At 68.2% G+C, this 22182-nt stretch carries 25 protein-coding genes; 8 read left to right on the plus strand and 17 right to left on the minus strand.

The window, feature by feature from the left end:
* The 7 genes from BN4348_RS40020 to BN4348_RS40050 form a co-directional block, all read right to left on the minus strand.
* Positions 1 to 454: alpha/beta hydrolase (locus tag BN4348_RS40020; protein WP_142308797.1), on the minus strand; the 454-nt coding region annotated here is incomplete at its 3' end.
* Position 455: 1 nt separating this feature from the next.
* Entirely contained in the window at positions 456 to 1328 is an 873-nt protein-coding gene (locus tag BN4348_RS40025) for an SDR family NAD(P)-dependent oxidoreductase (RefSeq protein ID WP_066912129.1), read from the minus strand.
* Positions 1325 to 1804 carry a nuclear transport factor 2 family protein gene (locus BN4348_RS40030; protein ID WP_066912132.1) on the minus strand — a complete coding sequence of 160 codons (480 nt, stop codon included), beginning with the start codon at positions 1802 to 1804 and terminating at the stop codon, positions 1325 to 1327. Before BN4348_RS40030 ends, BN4348_RS40025 begins: the two co-directional genes overlap by 4 nt.
* 71 nt (positions 1805 to 1875) lie before the next feature.
* Positions 1876 to 2901 carry an acyl-CoA dehydrogenase family protein gene (locus BN4348_RS40035; protein WP_066912135.1) on the minus strand — a complete coding sequence of 342 codons (1026 nt, stop codon included), beginning with the start codon at positions 2899 to 2901 and terminating at the stop codon, positions 1876 to 1878.
* Positions 2898 to 4037, minus strand: coding sequence for an acyl-CoA dehydrogenase family protein (locus BN4348_RS40040; protein WP_066912606.1), 1140 nt, complete (start codon positions 4035 to 4037; stop codon positions 2898 to 2900). The genes BN4348_RS40035 and BN4348_RS40040 overlap by 4 nt, the downstream gene beginning before the upstream one ends.
* Positions 4034 to 4183: a hypothetical protein gene (locus tag BN4348_RS40045; RefSeq protein ID WP_167670449.1), complete on the minus strand. Its 150-nt coding sequence runs from the start codon at positions 4181 to 4183 to the stop codon at positions 4034 to 4036. Before BN4348_RS40045 ends, BN4348_RS40040 begins: the two co-directional genes overlap by 4 nt.
* 120 nt (positions 4184 to 4303) lie before the next feature.
* On the minus strand, positions 4304 to 5893 hold the full coding sequence (locus tag BN4348_RS40050) for an acyl-CoA synthetase (protein WP_066912608.1): 1590 nt from the start codon (positions 5891 to 5893) through the stop codon (positions 4304 to 4306).
* Positions 5894 to 5995: 102 nt separating this feature from the next.
* Between BN4348_RS40050 and BN4348_RS40055 the strand changes: the two genes are divergently transcribed.
* Positions 5996 to 7927 carry a flavin-containing monooxygenase gene (locus BN4348_RS40055; protein ID WP_066912141.1) on the plus strand — a complete coding sequence of 644 codons (1932 nt, stop codon included), beginning with the start codon at positions 5996 to 5998 and terminating at the stop codon, positions 7925 to 7927.
* The gene (locus BN4348_RS40060; RefSeq protein WP_066912144.1) at positions 7924 to 8811 is read left to right on the plus strand and encodes an SDR family NAD(P)-dependent oxidoreductase; all 888 of its coding nucleotides are present in this window, start codon (positions 7924 to 7926) and stop codon (positions 8809 to 8811) included. The genes BN4348_RS40055 and BN4348_RS40060 overlap by 4 nt, the downstream gene beginning before the upstream one ends.
* A gap of 27 nt (positions 8812 to 8838) precedes the next feature.
* Here BN4348_RS40060 and BN4348_RS40065 read toward each other — a convergent pair whose 3' ends face one another.
* The 8 genes from BN4348_RS40065 to BN4348_RS62775 form a co-directional block, all read right to left on the minus strand.
* A complete protein-coding gene (locus BN4348_RS40065; protein ID WP_066912147.1) occupies positions 8839 to 9507 on the minus strand; it encodes a Dabb family protein in 669 nt (222 codons plus the stop codon).
* Positions 9500 to 9856 carry a hypothetical protein gene (locus BN4348_RS40070; protein WP_066912610.1) on the minus strand — a complete coding sequence of 119 codons (357 nt, stop codon included), beginning with the start codon at positions 9854 to 9856 and terminating at the stop codon, positions 9500 to 9502. Before BN4348_RS40070 ends, BN4348_RS40065 begins: the two co-directional genes overlap by 8 nt.
* A gap of 125 nt (positions 9857 to 9981) precedes the next feature.
* The gene (locus BN4348_RS40075; protein ID WP_066912150.1) at positions 9982 to 10905 is read right to left on the minus strand and encodes an alpha/beta hydrolase; all 924 of its coding nucleotides are present in this window, start codon (positions 10903 to 10905) and stop codon (positions 9982 to 9984) included.
* A complete protein-coding gene (locus BN4348_RS40080) occupies positions 10902 to 11768 on the minus strand; it encodes an IclR family transcriptional regulator (protein WP_066912153.1) in 867 nt (288 codons plus the stop codon). Before BN4348_RS40080 ends, BN4348_RS40075 begins: the two co-directional genes overlap by 4 nt.
* Positions 11769 to 11930: 162 nt before the next feature.
* Positions 11931 to 13397, minus strand: a complete 1467-nt coding sequence (locus tag BN4348_RS40085) for an FAD-dependent oxidoreductase (protein WP_066912158.1) — start codon at positions 13395 to 13397, stop codon at positions 11931 to 11933.
* Positions 13394 to 14302, minus strand: coding sequence for a biphenyl-2,3-diol 1,2-dioxygenase (gene bphC, locus BN4348_RS40090; RefSeq protein WP_066912159.1), 909 nt, complete (start codon positions 14300 to 14302; stop codon positions 13394 to 13396). The genes BN4348_RS40085 and bphC overlap by 4 nt, the downstream gene beginning before the upstream one ends.
* 8 nt (positions 14303 to 14310) lie before the next feature.
* Positions 14311 to 15495: an acyl-CoA dehydrogenase family protein gene (locus BN4348_RS40095; protein WP_066912160.1), complete on the minus strand. Its 1185-nt coding sequence runs from the start codon at positions 15493 to 15495 to the stop codon at positions 14311 to 14313.
* A gap of 36 nt (positions 15496 to 15531) precedes the next feature.
* The gene (locus BN4348_RS62775) at positions 15532 to 15903 is read right to left on the minus strand and encodes a 2Fe-2S iron-sulfur cluster-binding protein (RefSeq protein ID WP_372514170.1); all 372 of its coding nucleotides are present in this window, start codon (positions 15901 to 15903) and stop codon (positions 15532 to 15534) included.
* A gap of 30 nt (positions 15904 to 15933) precedes the next feature.
* Here BN4348_RS62775 and BN4348_RS40105 point away from each other — a divergent pair, with 30 nt between their 5' ends.
* The 5 genes from BN4348_RS40105 to BN4348_RS40125 are packed head-to-tail and all read left to right on the plus strand — an operon-like array spanning position 15934 to position 20347.
* Positions 15934 to 17550, plus strand: a complete 1617-nt coding sequence (locus tag BN4348_RS40105) for a flavin-containing monooxygenase (protein WP_066912163.1) — start codon at positions 15934 to 15936, stop codon at positions 17548 to 17550.
* A complete protein-coding gene (locus tag BN4348_RS40110; protein ID WP_066912167.1) occupies positions 17547 to 18350 on the plus strand; it encodes a mycofactocin-coupled SDR family oxidoreductase in 804 nt (267 codons plus the stop codon). The genes BN4348_RS40105 and BN4348_RS40110 overlap by 4 nt, the downstream gene beginning before the upstream one ends.
* Positions 18347 to 19180 carry a mycofactocin-coupled SDR family oxidoreductase gene (locus BN4348_RS40115; RefSeq protein WP_066912169.1) on the plus strand — a complete coding sequence of 278 codons (834 nt, stop codon included), beginning with the start codon at positions 18347 to 18349 and terminating at the stop codon, positions 19178 to 19180. Before BN4348_RS40110 ends, BN4348_RS40115 begins: the two co-directional genes overlap by 4 nt.
* 40 nt (positions 19181 to 19220) lie before the next feature.
* Positions 19221 to 19817: a PaaI family thioesterase gene (locus BN4348_RS40120; protein WP_066912173.1), complete on the plus strand. Its 597-nt coding sequence runs from the start codon at positions 19221 to 19223 to the stop codon at positions 19815 to 19817.
* 44 nt (positions 19818 to 19861) lie between these two features.
* Entirely contained in the window at positions 19862 to 20347 is a 486-nt protein-coding gene (locus BN4348_RS40125) for a nuclear transport factor 2 family protein (protein WP_066912176.1), read from the plus strand.
* Here BN4348_RS40125 and BN4348_RS40130 read toward each other — a convergent pair.
* Complete coding sequence (locus BN4348_RS40130) at positions 20344 to 21213, minus strand: alpha/beta fold hydrolase (RefSeq protein WP_066912612.1); 870 nt, start codon at positions 21211 to 21213, stop codon at positions 20344 to 20346. The genes BN4348_RS40125 and BN4348_RS40130 overlap by 4 nt on opposite strands.
* An 85-nt stretch (positions 21214 to 21298) precedes the next feature.
* Between BN4348_RS40130 and BN4348_RS40135 the strand changes: the two genes are divergently transcribed.
* Positions 21299 to 21739 (plus strand): cupin domain-containing protein, encoded by a 441-nt coding sequence (locus BN4348_RS40135; RefSeq protein ID WP_066912179.1) that lies wholly within the window; start codon positions 21299 to 21301, stop codon positions 21737 to 21739.
* On the opposite strand, the gene BN4348_RS40140 is transcribed toward BN4348_RS40135, so the two are convergent.
* Complete coding sequence (locus tag BN4348_RS40140; protein ID WP_066912182.1) at positions 21731 to 22174, minus strand: nuclear transport factor 2 family protein; 444 nt, start codon at positions 22172 to 22174, stop codon at positions 21731 to 21733. The two genes, BN4348_RS40135 and BN4348_RS40140, sit on opposite strands and share 9 nt — an antisense overlap.
* Between the last annotated feature and the right edge of the window lie 8 nt (positions 22175 to 22182).

Consider the following 22182-nt stretch of genomic DNA (forward strand, 5'->3'; position numbering starts at 1 on the left):
CCGCGAGCCGGTCGCCGTCGACGCCGAGATCCGCGGCGTTTCGCGTGACCCATTCGGTCGCTGCGTACGCGTCGTCGAACTGGGCGGGCGGCGCAGCCTCCGGGGCCAGCCGGTATTCGACCGCCACGACGGTGGCATCGGCCGCCAACGCCAGTTCGCGTGCCAACGGCTCGAACGAATGGTTGGAACCCATCACCAGTCCGCCCCCGTGGAAGTACACCAGTGCGGGGCCGCCAAAGGCGTTGGTGGGATTGTAAATCCGGGCGGGGAGGTCTGTGGCAGGCCCGGGGATCGCGGTGTCGGTGACGGCCGCCATCTCGGGCATTGCCTCGGGCAGCGGGGCGGATTCGAGTCCGGCGCGCACCGTGGCAAGGCCGCGCTCACGCATCGAAGGGACGCTGCCGAAGGAGGCGATCCGCGCGGCCGCGTCGGGATCCAGAGCGGGAGTCATCATGTCATCGCTTGGTGGGGCCGAAACGGCTTTCAGCGCGCAGCATCGGTCGGCTTTGTGCGGCAAGCGCATTCGCGCGCTCGGCCATCGCCGCGCCAACCGCCTCCGGTTGGGTAAGCAGATAGAAGCGACCCTCGGCGGCCTGCGCGAACAACACCTCGGCGGCCATCAGCGGATCCATGGCGGCGGCTTTGACGTCCAACATCGCCGACCGCTGCGACTCGGCGGCACCAGCGTCGGTGGCCCCCGCAGGGTCGACGCCACCGGCCGATTCGAAGATGTCGGACACCACCGCACCGGGCAGTACCACCTGCACATGGATGTGGTCGTCGTGCCGGGCCGCCTGGACCTCGAGATAGAGGCACTCGGTCAACGCGAGCACCGCATGCTTGCTCATGATGTAGGGCGCCTGCAAGGGGATCGCCATCACACCGCCGACCGACGACAGGTTCCACACCCACGCCTGCTCGTCGGTGGCCATCATCTTGGGCAGGAACGCCTTGATGCCGTAGAAGACACCGCTGACGTTGATATCGACGACGCGCTGCCAGTTGAGCACCGGCGTGTCCCATAGGTAGCCGAACTGCTCGACCCCGGCGTTGTTGACCAGCAGACGCGCTGGGCCGAGGTCCCGGTAGACCCGCTCGGCCAGTTCTTGCATGGCATCGGGGTCGCGCACGTCGCACACGATGTCCGTCGCCGCACCCCCGGCGGCACACAGTTCGTCACGCACCGCGGCGATCGCGTCGGCGTCGATGTCGGCCAGCGCCACTGTCATGCCCAACCGGCTGGCATACCGGGCCAACCCGGCCCCGATTCCGGCGCCGGCGCCGGTGATGACGGCGACGCCGTGCGAGAAGGTGTCCCGGACGCTCACGAACCGGCTGCGCTGCCGGCGCTCAGCTCCGACAACAGGACCGAGTTGGTGGTGTCGAGGATGACGTTCATCTCGGCGAATTCCAATCCGTTGGCGCCGCGCCGGACGCCGACGTCGACCACCCCGCTGGACACCGCGAACGGCACGAAGTTCGCGATCTGGTTGACGAAGATGTAGAACCGGGCGCGCGTGACATCGCCGTCGACGCCGGTGCGGTGCAGGTTGGTGGCGTGGTGCCGCAACGGGTAGGGGCTCTGTTTGCGGTGCTCGGACATCCATTCCATCACCGCGTCGCGGCCGCGCAGTTCGGGTGACATCAACTCCTCGAACGGGCTGGCGCCGGAATCGCTTCGGGTCAGGTAGTGCACGTCTTCGGCGTAGCTGACCGCGAGTTCGTCGTAATGCGCCTCGTCGTAGTCATGCCAGAACCGGGCGATGAACTCCTGAAGTTCGGGCAGGCTGATGTCGGTCGTCATGGCGCCAGTCAACTCCGGGTGTGGTCTCGCTGACACCGCGAATGCCCGGTCAGTGGAACATGGTCTGGGCCTCAGCCGGTGATCAGGCTCCACAGTCCGCCGGCGCTCGCGTACAGCGCCGCGTCGGTGACCTGTTCGTCCCAGTACTGCACCGAGCCGAACTCCGAACGCCATGCGAGTGCGGCCCGGGTGAATTCGTGCAACCGGTGCTCACGGGTGGTGCCGATGGCCCCGTGCACCTGGTGGGCGTTACGCACCACCACCGAAGTCGCGTGGCCGGCGCACGACCGCGCGACGGCGACCAGGAAACCGACATCCGGTCCCGTCCATTGACTGGACATCCCGGCGGTGAGCGCGGCCTCGGTGGTGGCCCGGGCGAGCGCGGCCTCGGTTGCGATGTCGGACACCAGGTTTTGCACAGCCTGGAATTTCGCCAGCGGGCGGCCGAACTGGGCACGTGAGGTCGCGTGGTCGACGCACAGCTGCAGGATCCGGTCCAGGGCGGCGCACACCTGGATCGACCGCACCAGCGCCGACTTCAGCCGTAGCTGGGTGATGAGGGTAAGGCTAACCGCGGTCCCTTCCAGCCCGGCCGGATCGGCGGCCACGGTGTCTCGTGGTTCGCCGATCAGGTTGACATCCGGTGTGATGGTGAGCATCTCGGGCGCGACGTCCGCGACGCGGTATTGGCCGTCGGCTCGCCACGCGACCACCACCCGGTCGGCCGACGCGGCCCACGGCACCTTTGTCGCGACGCCCCGTTTGTCGAGCACGCACACGGTCCGAACCGCGCCGTCCGCGGGTGCCCCGGCCGCGTCCAGTAACCAGCATGCCAATAAATCGTGCTCGGCCAACGGGATTCGAACGCCGTGGCGGACCGCGGCGGCCAACAATTCCGCGGCTTCGGTCCATGCGGCACCGCTGCCGCCCTGCTGCTCGTCGCCGGTCAGCCGGACCAGGCCGAGTTCGTCCAGCTGCCGCCACAAATCCGGATCCCGCCGGACCGCCGCGGCGGGCGGATGATTTTCGCGGTAACCGGCGAAAACGGCACCCATCATGTCGACGAGGGCGCCGTCAACGGAAGGCCCGGTGGTCATCGCAGGCCCAATCCCCGCGCAACCACGCCACGCAATACCTCGTTGGTACCGCCGCGCAGCGTAAAGCCGGGCCGCTGATCTAGGGCCGCACGTACCAGGCCGGCGAACACCGAATCGGGGGAGTCCTGCAGGTCGGCGAATTCGGCGATGTCGCCCTCGGTAGTGGTGCCCAACACCTTGACCACCGCCGCGGGGAGGTCCGCGGGGTCATGTCGTTCCAGCGCGCCGGCCACGGCGGTGGACATCTGATGCACGCCGGCGACGCGCGCCACCAGCCGCCCCAGATTCGGGTCGCGAGGGACGGCGTTTGACGCCATGCGATCGGCGCAAGCCGCCAACAGCACAAACGTAGACAGGAACCGTTCGGGCCCGCTGCGTTCGAAGGCGAGCTCGGAGGTCACCTGCTGCCAGCCGTTGCCAATCTCACCGAACACCATGGCGTCGGGAACGAAGGCCTTATCCAGGACCACCTCGTTGAAGTGGTGCGCGCCGTTCATCGAGACGATCGGCCGGATCTCGACGCCGGGCCCGCGCAAATGCACGATGAACTGGCTCAGCCCGGCGTGCCGATGCGCCGTGTCCACCGCCGCGGTGCGGGCCAAGACGATGAACGCGTGCGCCCGGTGGGCACCCGACGTCCAGACCTTGGTGCCGGACAGCGACCAGCCACCGTCGACGCGCTCGGCTCTGGTGCGCACGCTGGCCAGGTCGGAGCCGGAGTCGGGCTCACTCATGCCGATGCCGAAGAAGCGCTCCCCTCGCACGATCTGCGGCAGGAACTTCGACTTCTGCTGCTCCGTGCCGTACTTGAGCAACGACGGGGCAATCTGGCGGTCGGCGATCCAGTGCGCGGCGACGGGTGCACCGGCGGCCAGCAACTCCTCGGTGACGACGAAGCGTTCCAGGAACGACCGCCCGTGCCCGCCGTATTCGGACGGCACAGTCATGCCCAGCCAGCCGCGCGCGGCGAGCGCCGCGGTGAATTTCTCGTCCCAACCCGTCAGCCAGGCATCGACCGAGGGGGTGAACGCCCCGGCGGCCAGTTGGTCGGCGAGGAACTCGCGCACCTCGATGCGCAAGCCCTCGGTCGCCGCGGCGTCGACGCCGGCTGACGGCACCAGGCGGGGGAGCATCAGCGCGTCCTCCACTTCTCGATGCGCCGCCCGTGCTCGGCGGAGCGGTGGGCCGGCGGTTGCACTGCCGCGTCCACGCGGTTGACGGTGCACGTCGTCTCGGCAGCGCGCTCGTAGCCCACCTTGATCGGGATCTCGCCGGGACTCACGCGGGGCAGGCTGACTGTTTCGATTTCGAAGGGCTTTCCCGGCCTGTCGAATCGGGCGATGCGGCCTTTGTACACGGAGGTTGAATCCTATCGAGCGAGCGGGGCTTGGCGAGGCGCCGGTTAGCTGAATACGTGCTGTTCGAAACTGAAACGCTCCCGGAGTTGGCGTTTGAGCAGTTTGCCGCTGGGGTTCTTCGGAAGGGAATCGACGAGAAAGACCCGTTTGGGCGTTTTGAAGCCCGCCAGGTGTTGCCGGCAGTGGGCGACGATCTCCTCCTCGGTCGCGGTTTGGTCGTCGCGTAGCACGATCGCCGCCACCACCGCCTCGACCCAGACCGGGTGCGCCAGGCCGAACACCGCGGCCTCTTCGATTCCGCTGTGCCGGTAGAGAACCTCTTCTACCTCCCGGCTCGCGACATTTTCACCGCCGGTCTTGATGATGTCCTTCTTGCGGTCCACGACGTGCAGCAGGCCATGCTCGTCGTAGTAGCCCAGGTCACCGGAATGAAACCAGCCTCCCCTGAACGCGGCGGCGGTGCGCTCCCGGTCGTCCAGGTAGCCCAGCATCAAATGCGGGCTGCGGTGCGCGATTTCGCCGGCGACGCCGGCGGCTACGGGATTGTCTTCCTCGTCGAGGATGACCGTTTCCACGTTGGCCGCGGGGCGACCTGCCGAACCGGCGTGCGCGTCTTGTTCATCCGGCCCCAGTACCGAGGCCAGCGGCGCCATCTCGGTCTGGCCGTAGAAATTCCACAACCGCAGATTAGGCAGCCGCCGCCGCATTTCGGCGAGGATCTCGATGGGCATCGGCGAGGCACCGTAGTAACCCTTGCGCAGGCTCGACAGGTCCACTTCGTCGAACACCGGAGACCGCAGCAGGGAGATCCATACCGTCGGGGGAGCGAAGTAGCTGGTAACGCCGTGCCGGTCGATCGTGCGCAGCACCGCTTCGGGGTCGGGGCGCGGCAGGATGATGCTGGTGGCGCCGAGGTAGATGTCGGTGGCCAGAAAGTTGTCCAGCTGAGCGCAGTGATACAGCGGTAGCGAATGGATCTCGACGTCGTCGTGCGACATCTCCCCGGCGACGATCGTGCTCATGTACTGCCACATGAGGCTGCGGCTGGTGTGCATGGCCGCCTTCGGGCGGGATTCGGTTCCGCTGGTGTACATCAGGCGCACCAGCTGGTCATCCTCGATGTGCGGGCTCGGGGCTGCCGTGGCGGTGCTCAGCCACCGCGCGAAGTCGTCCCAGCCGGGCACGGGCCGGTGCCCGGCCGGAAGCAGGGCGATTTTGGTGCGGACCGCCCCGCCGCGCCGCATCGCTTCTTCGGCCGTCGGCGTCAAGGCCCCTTCGACGATGAAGCCGCTAACCCGACTGTGACCGAGGATGTAGGAGATCTCCTCTGCGGTCAGCATGAAGTTGATCGGCACCAGCACCACCCCAGCGCGCGCGGTGGCGAACGCCAGCACCGCGTACTGCCAGCAGTTGTGCGCCAACAGCGCAAGGCGCTCACCAACCCCAAAGCCGTTGTCGTACAACGCGGCCGTTGCGCGGTCCACTAGGTTTTCGAACTCGCCGAAGGTCAGCGCCACGTCGCCGTCGATGACCGCGATCTTGTCCGGCCGGCGCCGTGCCGACCGGCGGGGAATATCCCCGAGTCCATGACCGCGCGCTCGCGCGATCGCGGCGTCCAGGTCGTGAGACTGCATGTCCGCCACGGTAGGCGCGATCGCCCTGGACCGGGCCGCCGGCGTCCCGCTGAGTAGACAAGGCCCTGCCCGCGGCAACAGGTCGCCCCGATACTCGGTGACATGAGCGCTGGCGTCCCCGTGACGACTGAAGGCACCGGACGGGCGGAACTGGATCCCGACCAGTTGCGGGCCAACCTGCGGCAGGCCGACCCCGGGGTGCTGGTCGCCGTACTCGCGCAACTGCTCGGCGATCCGGCGGTGGCCGACCGGTTCGGGCCGAAGATCAGTTACGTGCCCGACCCGCCGGAGCAGGCCGGCGTGACCGACCCCGCGACCGCCGCCGAGCTGGTCGAGGCAGTGGTGGCGGCCCTGCAATCACCGCGCCCGGCCGACGCCCTGCCGGCCGACGACGCCGGCCTGTTCGCCCGGATCGCCCCGGCGGCACTCGGGGGACCCGTCGGCCCCGAGTACCTTCAGCTGCTGTTGGAACAGGGCGGATTTCAGCCCTCGCAGCCCGTTCTGCCGCGCACCGCCAAGCTGTCCCCCGATTTCCGGGTCGTCATCGTCGGCGCGGGAATCGCCGGCATGACCGCCGCACTGGCATGCGCGGACGCCGGCATCGACTACCAGATCTTCGATCGCAACGCCGAGGTCGGCGGCACTTGGTACACCACCACCTACCCGGGCATCGGTGTGGACACCCCGTCGGCGTACTACTCGCTGTCGCGCGACGTCAACGGTGACTGGTCGAGCTACTACCCCCAGGGCGCGGAATACCAGGCCTACCTGGTGTCCGTGGCGGAGAAGAACAAGCTAAGAGAGCGCACCCGGTTCGGCACCGAGGTGGAAGCGCTGTGGTGGGACGAGCAGCGGCACCGGTGGCAAATCCACGCGGCGGGTCCCGACGGCAGCCGTGACGTCAGTTACGCCAACGTGGTGATCCCCGCCGCCGGTTATCTCAACCGGCCGCGCTGGCCCGATCTGGCGGGGCGAGAGACGTTCTCGGGGGTGTCGATTCACTCTGCAGAATGGGATCCGGATCTGGACCTCACCGGCAAGCGGGTCGCCGTGATCGGCGCTGGGTGCACCGCGGTCCAGATCGTCGATGCGTGCGTGGACGAGGTGGCCCATCTCACGGTCTTCCAGCGTCAGCCGCACTGGGTGGCGCCGCGGCGGCGCCTGTCGGACGACGTGCCCGCCCACCAGCGGTGGCTGAGCACCCGGGTGCCGTTCTACGCCAATTGGGTTCGGCTGAAGTCCTATTGGGGCACCGCGGACAACAACTACCCGGTGATCCTGCACGATCCCGATTGGGCGGCCGAGCACCTGTCCATCTCACCCGCCAACGACGCCCTGTTGCGGATGTGCATGGACTACATCGACCGGGTCTTCGGTGCCGGCAGTGAACTCGCCCGCAAGGTCACGCCGGACTTCGCGCCCTACGGCAAGCGGATCATCCGCGATCCCGGCGGGTACTACGCGGCGCTGGCGCGCGAGCATGTCGACGTCGAGGCGAGCGAACCGGCCCAGGTCAACGAGGCGGGCATGGTGACGGCCGACGGCCGGCAGATCGACCTCGATGTCATCGTCTATGCGACCGGGTACTACCTGGATTTCCTCTCCAACGTGGACATTCGCGGCCGCGACGGCAAGCGGCTGGCCGACGAGTGGGGTGACATTCCACGCGCCTACCGCGGCGGTATGGTGCCGGGTTTCCCCAACCTGTTCATCTCTTCGGCGCCCAATTACAGCCCCGGACACGGTGCCGGCCATAACTTCGGCGTCGAGGTGATGGTGCACTACGTCATGGAATGCCTGCAGTTGATGGCGCTTCGCAAAGCATCCGTGATGGAGGTCAAGCGACGTGCCTACGAAGGCTACGTCGCCGACATCGACAAGACCATGGCCGGCACGGTCTGGTGCCATACCCCGTCGGCACACACCTACTACCGCTCCGGCGGGGGGCGAATCGTGACCGCGTTCCCGTACCGGCTGGTCGATTTCTGGCGTGACCATCGCGCTCCAGCCGAGCAGGATCTTGAGCTGCGATGAACCAATTGCTCTCCGGTAAAACGGCTTTGGTCACCGGTAGCAGCCGGGGGATCGGCCGCGCGATCGCCCAGCGGTTGGCCGCCGAGGGTGCCATTGTGGCGATCACCGCCCGTTCGCAGACGCCGTCCCTGTCTGCGCGCGCCGGCGCGGCCGCGACTCTGCCCGGCACGATCGCCGAGACGGTTGATTTGATCGAGTCCGGAGGTGGGCAGGCATTCGGCGTCGTGGCCGAGCTGGAGGACGCCGAGCAGCGTGACGGCCTGGTCGACGCGGTGCTCGCCCGCACCGGCCGCATCGACATCCTGGTCAACAACGCGGGGTTCGCCGACTACTCGCTGGTCGAGAACATGAGCCTGGAAACGTTCGACCGTACCGTCGAGCATTACCTGCGCGTGCCGTTCGTCCTGACGAAATCCGTTGTGCCGCATATGCGCAAGCAGGGTGGCGGCTGGATCGTCAACATCGGCTCGGTCACCGGCGTCGCCCCCGTCCGCCCGTATCGGGAATACAACAAGACCGCGGGCGACGTGATCTACGCGTCCATGAAGGCCGCGCTGCACCGGTTCACGCAAGGGGTGGCCGCCGAACTGCTCGACGCGAATATCGCGGTCAATTGCGTTGGGCCGTCGACTGCTGTCCGCACGCCCGGCGCGGCGCAACTGATCCCTGATTCGTTTCCGACCGAGCCGGTCGAGTACCTGGCCGAGACGGTGCTGGCGATGTGCCACCTGCCCGCCGCGGAGCGCACCGGCTTGGTCGCGTTCAGCCTGCACTATCCCTGGTCGCAGCAGTTGCCGGTGCACAGCCTCGACGGGAGCGAGGTGCTGCGACCCCAGGAACCGCCGCCGACTGCCAATCCGAACATCGCGCCCGCCGGATTCTGACTGAACGTCCGAGTCGCGATCGGCCGGTCACGAACCATGCGGCACCCGTTCCGGCTCTCCGCTCCCCCGGAGGACTGCCGTAGCGCTTCGACAAAAGCTGTGGCAAACGCGATCGCGCACGACGACATCGGGACACTCGGGGTCGAACCAACGGTCCACGTGGGCCCAATGAATCGGATGCATCAGATAGGGACCCATCAGCCCGTCCACGTCGGTAAAGAGCTGTTCGAACACGTGGGTCCACGCCGACGCGCCACAGGTTTGCTCCACCCGGCTCAGCTGCCAGTCAGTGATGGTACGCACGTACCGCGGCATCAGCCGCAGGTCGGCCTCGAAGCGGGCGACGGCGGCCTCGTCGGTGCCGGGAACCACAGAAAACAACAGGGTGCGGTAAACGGAGCCAGGACTGTCCGACCGATCGCTGCTGGCGGGGCTGCCCACATAGGTGGCGCCGTTGATGCGAACAACTGCCGGATCGCGCAGCAAATCGTCGAATCCCGATGCGACCGCGGCCCATTCGCCCGGATGGCCGAACCGCAGGTGCATCAGGATGTCGCCGCCGTTGCGCGATTCGGGCAGCGTCGGTGCCACCACCCAGCGCATCGGGGCGGCTGCGGCCGCGGCAGCGCGCAGCCCGGCGAGGATCCGGCCGCGTTCGGGCTCGGCGACGTCGATCAGCCTCGTGACGCTATACATCGCACAGACCGTCGACATCGTCGGCGGCCGCGGCGAAGGACCGGGACCGCTCCTGCACCAATTCGCCGATGCGAGCCCACCATTCACCCAGCGTCGCGTCCGGGCGGCCTTTCCACGTCATCGCCCACCACGCGTGCGGACTGGGCAGCGTCCAGATCGCGGTGACGGTGTTGACCTGATCGTCGGAGTCGGCGAACCAGATCGGCGGGCTGACCAGGATGTCACGCAACGCCATCCCCCGTTCGCGCGCGCCGGGAGCGTATTCGGCGAGGTAGGTGTCGACGAACCGCCGCGCGCATCCGGGTCGGGTCACCACCCGGTCGATCACGAAGACTTCGCCGTGGGGCATGAGCTGACCGTATGACATCGGCTCGGCCCACCGCGGGAGACTCCCGACCACCGGGAATCTGCCGTTGACCGCCGCCGGATCCGGGGCAGCGCTACGGCGCGACGGAGCCGTTGCGGCCCAAGGCCTTACCCTCGCAGCAGATCGGCTAGCGCCGACGATGCCTCGCTGCGGGCCCGGTGTGCGAGGTCGAGCATCGGCATCGTCATGAAGCCATGGATGCCGCCCTCGTAACGCAGGCACACTGCCGGTACGCCGGCCTGCTCCAGCGCCGCGCCGAAGGCCAATCCTTCGTCGCGCAAAGGATCGTGTCCGGCGACCACCAGGACGGCGCGCGGCAGGCCGCGTAGGTCCGCCCGCAGCGGTGAGGCATAGGGATGTCTGCGGTCGTCGTGCGACGGCACGTAGCAGTCCCAGTACCACTGCAAGGCCGGCTTCGGGTTGTAGTAGCCCCGGCCGAACAACTCATACGACTCGGTGTCGAAGTCCGCGGCGATCACCGGATAAAGCAGCAGCTGGCCGGCCAGTGCCGGGCCGCCGCGGTCCCGGGCCATGATCGAGGTCACCGCGGCCAGGTTGCCCCCGGCGCTGTCGCCGCCGACGGCAAGCCGGTGCGGGTCGCCACCGAGTGCGGCGGCGTTGTCGGCCGCCCAGCGTGTCGCGGCGAACACGTCCTCGGCGGCGGTCGGCCACGGATTCTCCGGCGCCAGCCGGTAGCCGACCGAAACGACCACGGCGGGAACGAGATTCGCCAAGGCGCGGCAAAGACCGTCGTGGCTGTCCAGGTCGCAGAACACGAATCCGCCGCCGTGGGCGTAGACCACGATGGGGAGCGGACCGGCGGCGTGGGGCCGGTAGACGCGCACCGGGATCGGGCCGCTGCGGCCGTCGAGCGAGTGCTCGGCGATCGCACCGATCGGCTCGGGCCGGGCCGGCGGCACGAACCGGGACCTGATCAGCGCCCTGGCCTCGGCGCCGGTCATCTCATGGACGGGCGGGAACCCGGCGTCGAGTTGCTCGAGGACCGGGGCGATCTGCGGGTCGAGGCTCACGCGTATTGCAGGGCCGGCCGCGGTGCCGGATGTTGGGGCCGCTGGGGGAGCAGTGGCCGCAGCGGCTGCAGGGTGGGTGCGACTCGTTGCGGACCGTCTTCGACGTTGCGCCAGATGCCCATCGCGGTCATGCGCACCGGAGCGGCGAGCCGTTGATCGAACCTCATGCGATTCATCGGGCCGCACACCGAGACTGCGGCCACCGCTTCCATGGCTTCACCGGGACTCCCGATGGGCGCCGCCACGCAGCCAAAGCCGAGCAGCGCCTCTTCGCGTTCGTACGCCACGCCGTGGGCCCGGACCTTGGCCAACTCCGCCGTCAGCTGCGGGTTGCTGGATATCGAATACCTGGTCAGGCGGGACTGCGGGTCGACGTGTATATCCCGGCGCGCCGCGTCGCCGCCATAGGCCAGGATCGCCTTGCCGACCGCGGTGCAGTGCGCGGGCTGACGGCCGCCGACCCGGGTCGGGATCGCGCTGATCATTCGGTCGCCGGTCTTTTCGAGATACACGACATCGGCGCCGTCCAGAACCGCGAGGTGGACGACGAGGCCGGTGGCGCGGTGCAATTCCGCCAGCAGCGGCCTGGCCGCCCGCACCAGGCGGTCCTGGTGCACTGCTAACGAGCCCAACTCGACGAGCCGCATTCCGAGCTCGTAGTCGCGGCCGCTGCGCCGCAGCCACCGCAGTTGGACCAGGCGCTCGAGCATCCGATGGGCCGATGAGCGCGGCAGTCCGGTGCGCCGCACGATTTGGGCCAGCGTCAGGCGACCCGGACCGTCGAACGCGTCGAGCACCAGCGAGATCCGGTCGATGACGGCGCTGGGCGTTGCTGATTCCGCGGGTACAGCGGTCGTGGCCATCGGGCGGTCCTCCAAAAACGTCGGTGTATCTGGCTGGTATATTCCTATTAGGAATATCTGTTTTTACCATATGGTGTGGCTGCTGTCACATGACACGCAACGATCGCCGCCGGACACCGTCGCGGCCCCGCGGCGGGCGTCGAACCAGTGCAGGTGGTGGGTTCAGCTGCGGGCTGCGGACAAGCCCGCGCGGCGGCCATAGAAGCTGCCGTCGCCGAGCGAGATGCCGCTGGCATATCCCCAGGCGGCCAGCCCGGCGGTCGATCGGCCGGCGGCGAAGAGCCCCGGAATGGGGTCGCCGTTGACGTGCAGCACCTGGGCCTCCAGGCTGGTGCGCAACCCGCCGAGGGTGAAACCGCCGGTGCTCTCGCGCAAGTCGATCGCGCCGAGGGGCGAGCCGATCGGTTTGAGCCACTCTGGCTTCTTGTGCAGGAGCGGGTCCTCGCCGCGAGTGGCGGCCTCGTTGTAGGCGGCGACGGTGGCCTGCAGCGAACCCGGGGCCAGGCCCATCTCGCGCTCCAGCTCGGCCACGGTGTCGGCCACCCAGGTCGCCGGCCGGAGCATGAACTTCGGCGACCACGAGGCCATCGCCTCCTGTTGCGCGTCGTCGTCGATGATCAGGTAGGCGACGTTGTCCTGCTGGTATAGCGTGAGCTGCCCGACCCGGCCCGGGTAGGTGTCCTCGGGGACGTAGCGCTGGCCGCGGCCGTTGACCAGGATGCCGCGCACCAATTGCTGGGGGTCGACGAAGATCGCGACCTCGGTGGCGTCCATGTGGGCCAGGTCGGCACCGAGCGCCTGCGCCATCCGGATCGCCTGACCGTCGTGCTGCTCGATGGACGCGGCCGGGCGTCCGGCGATCCGCGGCGCGTAGCGCGCCACCATCGCGTCGTTGTAGGCGAAGCTGCCCGTCGCGAGAACGACCCCGCGGCGCGCGCGAATGGACATGTCGGTGCCGTACCGCCGTGCGTGAATGCCGACCACCCTGCCGTCGGATTCGACGATCAGGCGCTGCACTCGCACGTCGTAGAGCGCCCGCGCGCCGGCCGCGGTGGCCGTCTCAACCAGCGGCTTCATCAGCATGTAGCCCGCGCTGGCCTCGCCCTGCTTCTTGTTCGACATCTGCGGGACGTGGCCGCGCGGGGCCGGCGTGGCAATCGTGTTGAACGGGTACGCGTTCTCGCCGCCGCTGTACATCAGGCCCTGGTCGCCCATCGGTTCCCACCCCGGTTCGGCGAAGAATTCCGCCTTGAACGGCACGCCGCAGCCGACGAGCCAGTCGAAATGCGCGACGCTGCCGTCGCAGTAGTCGGCGATCCGGTCCACGTCGGCGCCCGGTCCCATCGCGACGTTGAGGAAGGCGGCCATGTTCTCGACGGAATCGGTGAAGCCGCAAGCCTTTTGCAGCGGTGTGCCGCCGCCGAGGTAGATGAAGCCGCCGGCCATCGCCGCGGCGCCGCCCCAGGATCCGGTGCGTTCGAGCACCAGGACGTCGGCCCCGGCGCGCGCGGCTTCCACGGCCGCGGCGGCGCCGGCGACCCCGTAGCCGGCGATGACGACGTCGGCCTCGTCATCCCACGAGGCGATCGACGAGGCCGCCAGAGGCGTGACGTCAGTGTCAGGTGTCATGGCCGCATGGCCGCGGGCATCTCGCCGACCCACTGATGACCCCAGTAGCTGTCGGCGGTGATTTCCTCGGCGCTGTAATAGGTTTCGTCGACCCGCATGCCGTCGGTGCCGAACTCGATATCCCAATCCCCGGGGGTGCGGACGTAGAACGAGATCATTTTGTCGTTGGTGTGCCGACCCAGGGTGGACGACAGTTGGAAGCCCTCGGCGTTGACGCGGTCCAGTGCCTGACCCACCGCGTCGAGGGTGTCGACCTCCACCATGATATGGACGAGTCGGGGATCGCGCTGATGCATGGCGGGGACGATCGCCATGCTGTGGTGGCGTTCGTTGATGCCGAGGAAGCGGACCCGGATCGGGCCGAACTCTTTGGGCAACGGCACCCGGAACGCGCCGCGGGAACGGAAACCCAGCACCTCGGTGTAGAAGTCGAACAGGCCGTTCGGATCCATCGCGGGCACCACGACATGGCCCAGTCCCTGGTCGCCGGTGACGAACCTCGCGCCGAACGGCGTGATCACCGGGCTGTGGTCGAGCACGGCGCCGTGGAACACCTCGATCGTCGTGCCGGCCGGGTCGTCGAAGGTGATGACATCTTCCACCCTGCGGGTCTCGGCGTCCTCGGTGGACAGCTGTTTGAACGGGACCCCGGCTCCGTCGAGTGTCGCTTTGACCCGTTGCAGGGCCGGGCGGTCGCGCACCTCCCAGCCGATGGTGAGTACCCGGTCGGTATCGCCGGGAACGACGATGAGCCGTGCCGCGCGCTCGTCCATCCGCAGGTACAGCGCCGACGGGTCGGGCCCCTTGCCTTCCGCGAAACCGAGGACGCCGAAGGCGAACTGCCGCCACCGTTCGATGTGACGGGTCGAAATGGTGATGTAGCCAAGGCTTTTCAGGTCGGTCATGGCTACTCCTAAATCAGGGCCCGCAGCGGACCCTCGGGCGGATCGATTCCCAGCGAACTCAGCGCCGACGCGTGGTAGGTGGTGCCAGGAACGTGAATGGCGTGCAGATGGCCGACGTGCACGTCGCGCCAGTAGCGCTGCAGTGGCTTGTCCATTCGCGCCGCGTTGCCGCCCGAGCGGGCGAAGATCTCGTCGACCGCCGCAACCGCGCGCCACACCGCGCGAACCTGCGTGCGGCGGCCCGCCGCCCGGTCGGCGAAGGACACCTCCTTGCCCGCGGCCACCATGTCGTAGATGCGATCGGCGTTGGCCAGCAGCTCCTGGCGGGCGGCGTTGATGTCGGCCGCGGCCTCGCCGATGGCGTGCATGACGTAGGGGTCGTCCTTGATCGCGGTTCCGGTGGCGCCGACGCGCTCGCGCTGGTAGTCCAGGTGCGCGGCCAGCGCCCCCTCGGCGATGCCGATCGTGGCCGCCGAGATGCCAAGGGGGAACATCGTCGACCACGGCATCAAATACAGCGGCTCCGTCATGCCGGCCTCGCGCTGGGCGGTGCCGTCCATCACCTTCGTCGCATCCATGGTGCGGTAGGCCGGGACGAACGCGTCTTTGACGATGACGTCCTTGGAGCCGGTGCCGCGCAGCCCCACCACGTTCCACGAATCCTCGACGATCTCGTAGTCCTTGCGGGGCAGGATCATGTGCAACATCTGCGGCGGCATCAACGGGATGCCCTTGTCGTCGCCGAGCATCGCGCCCAGGATGATCCAGTCGCAATGGTCGGTGCCCGAGCTGAATTGCCAGCGGCCGTTGAAGATGTAGCCGCCATCGACGGGCCTGGCCACCCCCTGCGGCGCGTAGGGGGAGGCCATCCAGGTGTCGACGTCGTCGGCCCAGATTTCGGCGGCCACTTTCGGGTCCGCGTAGGCCAATTGGTAGGGGTGCACGCCCACCACCCCCACGATCCAGCCGGCCGCCGGGTCCAGCGCCGCGGTAGCCATGGTCGTCTCGGCGAACTCACGAGGGTGAACCTCGAACCCGTGGTATTGCTTGGTCTGCAGCATCCGGATCAGGCCCGCACCCTTCATCAGTTTGACCGTGTCGTCGGTGAGCCGGCCGATCCGTTCGGCTTCGGCGGCCTGGTCGCGCAACTGGTCGGCCATGGCCATTACCTGGTCGAGTACCCGCTCGGTCATCTCGTCGTCCTTACGTGTGGGGGGCGTAGTAATGGTCTACCGCAGTTCGTGCCTGACCCAAAGCCGTTCCCGATGAGCGGACGAAAAAGCCGTCAGAATTCGACGCGCAGGTCGGCGCTGCCCGGCCGGGACTGGCACGACAGGATCAGACCGGCGCGCACACGAACCGCGGCGCCCTTCGCGGCACGCGTGAGGCACGTCAATGCCGGCGTCGAGCATCGCGTCTACTAGGGACTGCCCGCGCGGGCCAGCGCAATTGGTATCGCCGACCGTCCAGGTCGACGTCGGCGTGTGCAACTTTCGACATCTGTCGATGGTCCTGCATCGAAACGTTGCGGCGAGTTCGCGCGCGCGATGACCGGGAACACGCGATTCGAGCGTCCGGTGACCGGGAAGGGGAGCGGGCAACCGCGACCGCGCGCCCTACCGTCTGCGGTTGTGAACGGTGTCGACGCGCAGCCCCTGGACGTCATCGTGGTCGGCGCCGGGTTCGCGGGCCTGTACGCCCTGCATAAGCTGCGGGCCCAAGGCCTGTCGGTGCGGGTCGTCGAGGCCGCACCCGACCTGGGCGGCACGTGGTACTGCAACCGGTACCCCGGCGCGCGCTGTGACGTCGAAAGCGTCGACTACTGCTACTCGTTCTCCGACGAACTCCAGCAAGAGTGGACCTGGACCGAGAAGTACGCCACCCAAGCGGAAATCCTCGCGTACCTGAACTGGGTGGCCGACAAACTCGACCTGCGCCGCGACATCGCGTTCAGCACCCGCGTCGTGTCCGCGGCGCTCGACGAAACGACGCTGCGCTGGACGGTCACCACCGACGGCGGGGCGCCGCTGTCCGCGCGATTCTGCGTGATGGCGACCGGCCCGTTGTCGGCCGCGCTGACCCCGAACTTCAGCGGCCTGGATTCGTTCGCCGGCGAGGTGTACCACACCGCCGAGTGGCCGCACGAGCCTGTGGACTTCGCCGGGAAGCGGGTGGCGGTGATCGGCACCGGATCGTCTGGCATCCAATCGATTCCGATCATCGCCGAACAAGCCCGGCATCTGTACGTCTTCCAACGCACCCCCAACTACAGCGTCCCGGCCGGCAACGAACCGCTGTCGAGCGCCGAACTGGACGGCATCAGGGCCGGCTACCGCGAACGGCGCCGCTTGTCGTGGCGCAGTGGCGGCGGATCACCACACATCACCGCTCCCAAGCCCACGATGGACTGCACGCCCGAGGAGCGCCGCGCGGCGTTTGAAAAGCGCTGGCAGCTGGGCGGCGTGCTGTTCTCGAAGACGTTCCCGGACCAGTTGACCGATCCGATGGCCAATGACGAGGCCCGCAAGTTCTACGAGGAAAAGGTTCGGGCGGTCATCGACGATCCGGCGGTGGCCGACCTGCTCATCCCCACCGACCACCCGATCGGCACGAAGCGAATCTGCACCGACAGCAACTACTTTCAGACGTTCAACAAGCCCAACGTGTCGCTGATCAGCGTGCGCGCCACCCCGATCGAATCGGTCGACCCCACTGGAATCAATACGACCGATGCACACTACGACCTCGACACGATCGTCTTCGCAACGGGCTTCGACGCGATGACCGGAGCGCTGGCAAACATCGACATCGCCGGCCGCGATGGCACCAGGCTGCGCGACGACTGGGCGCACGGGCCGCGCACCTATCTGGGGCTGGGCGTCAACGGATTCCCGAATCTGTTCTTGATCTCGGGACCGGGAGCGCCGGCGGTGCTGGCCAACATGGTGTTGCACGCCGAGGCCCAGGTGAACTGGATCGCCGACGCCGTCGCCTACCTCGACTACCACGGTTACGCCGCAATAGAAGCCACCCCCGATGCCGTGGACCAGTGGGGTGCGGAGTGCGCCCGGCGCGCCGACGCCACCCTGTTCACCAAGGCGAACTCTTGGTACATGGGCGCCAATGTGCCCGGAAAGCCAAGAGGATTCCTGCTATTCGTCGGGGGGTTCGCGACGTACAACGATATCTGCGCCGAGGTTGCCGAGGCCGGGTACAAGGGCTTCGATCTGGTTAAAATGCCGCGATGACGGGATTGGTCGGCAAGGCCGTGCTGGTGACCGGCGCCGCCCGGGGCACCGGACGCGTGCACTGTCAGCGCTTCGCCGACGAGGGCGCCGATGTGATCGCGGTCGACGGACCGGCGGCCACCGACGAGTTATGCGACACCGCAAGGGAAGTCGAGAACCGCGGCCGCCGCTGCGCAACCGGCGTGGCCGAGGTGAGCGACCTGAAGGCCGTTACCGCCGCGGTCGACGCCGGCGTCGCCGAACTGGGGCGCCTCGACGTCGTCATCGCCAATGCCGGGATCCATATCGGGGGCGCGCCGGCATGGGAACTCGACCCCCGGGACTGGCAACGCACGCTCGATGTGAACCTCACCGGCGTCTGGCACACCGTCAGGGCGGGCGTGCCGCACCTCGGGGAGCCGGGCGGCTCCATCGTCATCATCAGCTCCACCAACGGATTTCGCGGTACACCCAACACCGCGCACTACACCGCGAGCAAGCATGCGGTGGTGGGCCTGGCGCGCACGCTCGCCAACGAACTGGGGCCGCGCAGCATTCGGGTCAACACCGTGCACCCCGGACCGGTCGCCACCCCGATGGTGCTCAACGAGCAGACTTTCCGGCGCCTGCGCCCCGACCTGGACAACCCCACGGCTGCCGACGCCGCCGAGGTGCTGCAGGCGCGCAACCTGCTGCCGGTGCCGTGGGTGGAACCCGTCGACGTGGCCAACGCCGTGGTGTTCCTGGCCTCCGATCAGGCGCGCTACATCACCGGGACCCAGCTCGTCATCGACGCTGGCCTGACCCAGAAGACGACGTGAGTGGGCGGCTGCAGGGCAAAGTCGCATTGATCACGGGTGCGGCACGCGGGATCGGGCGTGCGCAGGCCGTCCGGTTCGCGCAGGAGGGCGCGGACATCGTGGCGCTGGACGTCTGCGGTCCGGTGGAGACGGTGATCATCCCGCCCAGTAGCCCCGCCGACCTCGACCAGACGGCCGCGTTGGTCACGGAGGCCGGCACTCGCGCGCACATCGAAATCGTAGACGTGCGTGACCTCGCCGGCGTGCAGGCCGCCACCGACAGGGGGGTCGAGCGGTTCGGCGGGCTGGACGTGGTGTGCGCGACCGCGGGGATCACCTCGCGCGGGGCGGCGCTCGAGCTCGACGAAGACGCCTGGCGCACCATGCTGGAGGTGAACCTCACCGGGGTGTGGCACACCTGCCGGGCGGGCGCGCCGCACCTGATAGCGCGTGGCGGTGGTGCGATGGTGCTGACGAACTCCATCGCGGGATTGCGCGGGCTGGTCGGCGTTGCGCATTACGCCGCCGCCAAACACGGCGTGGTCGGCCTGATGCGCAGCCTTGCCAATGAGCTTGCGCCGCATAATGTCCGCGTGAATTGCGTTCACCCCACCAACGTCGACACCCCGATGATCCAGAACGACGCCGTCAGGTGCGCGTTCCGTCCCGACCTGAACCGGGCGCCGACCCGTACCGAATTCGCCGAGGCGGCGCGCAACATGAACATGCTTGCGGTGCCGTGGATCGACGCGGTGGACGTGGCCAACGCCGCGCTATTCCTGGCCTCTGACGAAGCGCGGTACATCACCGCGGCGACCCTCCCGATCGACGCGGGCGCCACCCAACTGTGAGCAGCAGGACGGCGACGGCGAGTGGGAGGAATGGTGCAGGGTGACTGAGAACGCCGACGAAGATGGACCGAAATACGGACAACTCGCCGAATCCGTGCGCCGTCTCATCGACGTCACCATCCGAACGGAAGCGGGGGCGAGCTCCGTCGCGGCGGCCAAAGCCAACGTAGATCGCGCGGTCGAGCAGCTGAGCGAAGTCCTGATGCCGAGCTCGTTCGGTGTCCGTCCGGTTGTCGACGGACAACCCGTCGCGTCCGGCAACGTGCTGATCGGCGTCCGCAATCCCGTCGCGCCGCCGCTCACCGTGCACCGGAACCCGGCTGGTGCAGTGTGGACCGATGTCACGCTGGGCGCTGCCTACGAGGGGCCTCCCGGTCATGTCCACGGCGGCGTGTGCGCCATGATCCTCGACCACGTCCTGGGCGCGACCGCCCATCAGCCCGGACGCCCGGCGTACACCGGCACCCTCACGGTGCGCTATGTGCGGGGAACGCCTCTTGGCCCGGTGCGCGCAGAGGCACGGGTTGTTCGGATCGACGGAGTAAAGACCTTCGCCACGGGACACATCGCCGACAGCCGGGGAGTCACAGTGGAGGCAGAAGGCGTCTTCATCACGCCCGCCAAGGCACCGAGGTGAATCCAGTCGACTCGGGCACCAACCACCGACAAGGAGCACCACCGATGACCGATATTGACGACTTGGCGGCGCGGCTGCGCCGACTCGAGGACGACCGCGACATCCGGCAGTTGATCGCCTCCTACGGCCCGGCGGTGGACGCCGGGGATGCGGATGCGGCGGCGCGGCTGTGGGCGGCCGACGGCGTCTATGACGTCGACGGTTGGCGCATGAACAGCCGGGCGGAAGTCCACGCGATGATCAGCTCGCAGGCCCATCAGAAGCTGGTGGCCAACGGGTGCTGTCACTTCCTCGGGCCGTGCGTCGTCACGCTCGCCGGCGACGTGGCGGTGGCGGTTTGCGAATCGCTGGTGCTCGTCCGCGAGGGCCCTGAAAAGGGGGCTTATCGCGTGTGGCGGGCGACCGCCCACCATTTCGTGTTGAAAAGGATCGACGACCGCTGGCAGATCACCACCCGCACCAGCCGGGTCCTCGACGGCAATCCGGACGCGCACGCGCTCTTGACGAAGGGCCTCGCCGGGTCGGTTTAGCGGGTCAGAAAGGCCAGCACGGTGCTTTCGAACGCCTCCTTGGCCTCGATCATGGCCCAGTGCCCGGAGTTGGGGAAGATGTGCAGTTCGGCGTTCGGGATGGTGCGCATCGGGATGAGCGCCATGTCGGGCGGGCTCACCCGGTCGTCGCGGCCCCAGGTCAGCAGGGTCGGCGCCGCCAGCTTGTGCATGACCGCCCACGGCTGCGGCCGGTCGGAGGCGGCCATCGCGGCGTTCATCCCGGCGAAGGCGGCCTTGCCGTACATGCGGCGCGCGGCGGCCAGGGTCTCCGGGTCGGTCGCCAGCTGCCAGCGTTCCTCGATGAGTTCGTCGGTGACCAAAGACTGGTCGTACACCATCGACTTGAGCCAGTCGACGAGGCGCTGGCGCGTCGGGTCTTCGACGAACTCCTGCAGCAGCCGGATGCCCTCGCTGGGGCTGGGGCTGAAGATGTTGGTGCCGATGCCGCCGATCGTCACCAGCCGGCCCACGCGGTCCGGATTGCGGATGGCGAAGTTGATGCCGACGCCGCCGCCCATCGAGTTGCCGACGATGTGCGCCTTGTCGACGCCCAGCGCCTCCAACAACGGCGACACGGCGCCGAACGCGTCGACCATCGGGTGGCCCCCGAAGTCGTCGCTGACCCCGAAGCCCGGAAATTCCAGGACCAGGCAGCGGAAGTGCTCGGCGAACGTCGGCAGGAGCCCGCGAAAGTTGCGCCAACCGGTGACCCCGGGACCGGAGCCGTGCAGAAAGAGCAACACCGGCCCGGAATTCGGGCCGCAGTCGTAGTAGCGCAACGCGCCCTTCGGGGTGCTGATTTCGCGCAGGTCTTGCTCGACGGTCGTCTGAGAGGTGTTGGCCACGAATGCCACCCTGCCATGCCGCCGAGTCGAACGGGAGCGGTGTTCCGCCTACCGGCCGGCCGGCCCTCGTCTACAGTCTTGCTGCATGCGCTTGCTGGTCACCGGCGTCGACGAATCCGGGCGGTCGTGCGCGGCGCAGGACGGGCCCGTCGAGATGCACGGCGACGCCGGTCTCGGCGGCGTCCTTTTTTCGGTGCTCTACGCGGCGCCGGCCCTGCCGTCGATTTCGACCGGGGGCGGGCGGGTCTCGGACCTTCTCGACCTCGTCGTGGCGCCCGGCGCGCTGCGCTGGACGGCGATCGAGTACGCGCCGGGTGCCGAGGTTTCCATGCATCACACGGACACCGTCGATTTCGACGTGGTGCTTTCGGGCGCGGTGGACTTGATCCTGGACGACGGGGCCCACCCGTTGGCGGTCGGCGACAGCGTCGTGGTCACTGGCGTCGACCACGCCTGGCTCGCCGGTCCGCAGGGCTGCCGGCTCAGCGTCCTGACGATCGGGGCGTCGCCGCCCGATTCACTCTGAGGGACGGGCCATCGTCGAGTTCGGAGCCACCCAGTCGGTGGACACCTTGCGATGCCTGATCCGCCAGGCGCCACCGTCGGGCACCAGGATGTCGCGATAGCGGCCGAAATGGTCGAGCCCGATCTGGGTGACCACGGTGAAGTAGGACGACACCTCGGCCCGGTCGGGCGTGAGGCCGGCGAACAGCACGTTGGCGACGTTGTGCCGGACGACGGGCCTCGCGCCGGCGTGGGCGGCGACGTTCCCGGTGATACCGCTGAGGAACGACGCGATCTCGGTGCGCCCGCGCAGCCGCTCCGCGCCGCGGATCTCGAGCACGCCGTCCGCGCAGAACGTTTCGGCAAGGCCGTCGGGCCGGCCCGAATCGCCCGACCAGTTGTACCGCGCCAGGGTGTCGCGGATCTGCTCGCGGGCGACCAATTCCCACATCTCCACGGGTTTCT

Origin of the sequence: Mycobacterium interjectum, assembly GCF_900078675.2 — a bacterium.
GTDB lineage: Bacteria > Actinomycetota > Actinomycetes > Mycobacteriales > Mycobacteriaceae > Mycobacterium > Mycobacterium interjectum.

What these genes read in the sequence shown, in the direction of transcription:
- BN4348_RS40030 (WP_066912132.1), bottom strand. Translation starts at nt 1,804, where the DNA reads ATGACGACCGACATCAGCCTGCCCGAACTTCAGGAGTTCATCGCCCGG.
- BN4348_RS40035 (WP_066912135.1), bottom strand. Translation starts at nt 2,901, where the DNA reads ATGACCACCGGGCCTTCCGTTGACGGCGCCCTCGTCGACATGATGGGT.
- BN4348_RS40050 (WP_066912608.1), bottom strand. Translation starts at nt 5,893, where the DNA reads ATGCAGTCTCACGACCTGGACGCCGCGATCGCGCGAGCGCGCGGTCAT.
- BN4348_RS40055 (WP_066912141.1), top strand. Translation starts at nt 5,996, where the DNA reads ATGAGCGCTGGCGTCCCCGTGACGACTGAAGGCACCGGACGGGCGGAA.
- BN4348_RS40060 (WP_066912144.1), top strand. Translation starts at nt 7,924, where the DNA reads ATGAACCAATTGCTCTCCGGTAAAACGGCTTTGGTCACCGGTAGCAGC.
- BN4348_RS40065 (WP_066912147.1), bottom strand. Translation starts at nt 9,507, where the DNA reads ATGTATAGCGTCACGAGGCTGATCGACGTCGCCGAGCCCGAACGCGGC.
- BN4348_RS40070 (WP_066912610.1), bottom strand. Translation starts at nt 9,856, where the DNA reads ATGCCCCACGGCGAAGTCTTCGTGATCGACCGGGTGGTGACCCGACCC.
- BN4348_RS40080 (WP_066912153.1), bottom strand. Translation starts at nt 11,768, where the DNA reads ATGGCCACGACCGCTGTACCCGCGGAATCAGCAACGCCCAGCGCCGTC.
- BN4348_RS40085 (WP_066912158.1), bottom strand. Translation starts at nt 13,397, where the DNA reads ATGACACCTGACACTGACGTCACGCCTCTGGCGGCCTCGTCGATCGCC.
- bphC (WP_066912159.1), bottom strand. Translation starts at nt 14,302, where the DNA reads ATGACCGACCTGAAAAGCCTTGGCTACATCACCATTTCGACCCGTCAC.
- BN4348_RS40095 (WP_066912160.1), bottom strand. Translation starts at nt 15,495, where the DNA reads ATGACCGAGCGGGTACTCGACCAGGTAATGGCCATGGCCGACCAGTTG.
- BN4348_RS40110 (WP_066912167.1), top strand. Translation starts at nt 17,547, where the DNA reads ATGACGGGATTGGTCGGCAAGGCCGTGCTGGTGACCGGCGCCGCCCGG.
- BN4348_RS40125 (WP_066912176.1), top strand. Translation starts at nt 19,862, where the DNA reads ATGACCGATATTGACGACTTGGCGGCGCGGCTGCGCCGACTCGAGGAC.
- BN4348_RS40135 (WP_066912179.1), top strand. Translation starts at nt 21,299, where the DNA reads ATGCGCTTGCTGGTCACCGGCGTCGACGAATCCGGGCGGTCGTGCGCG.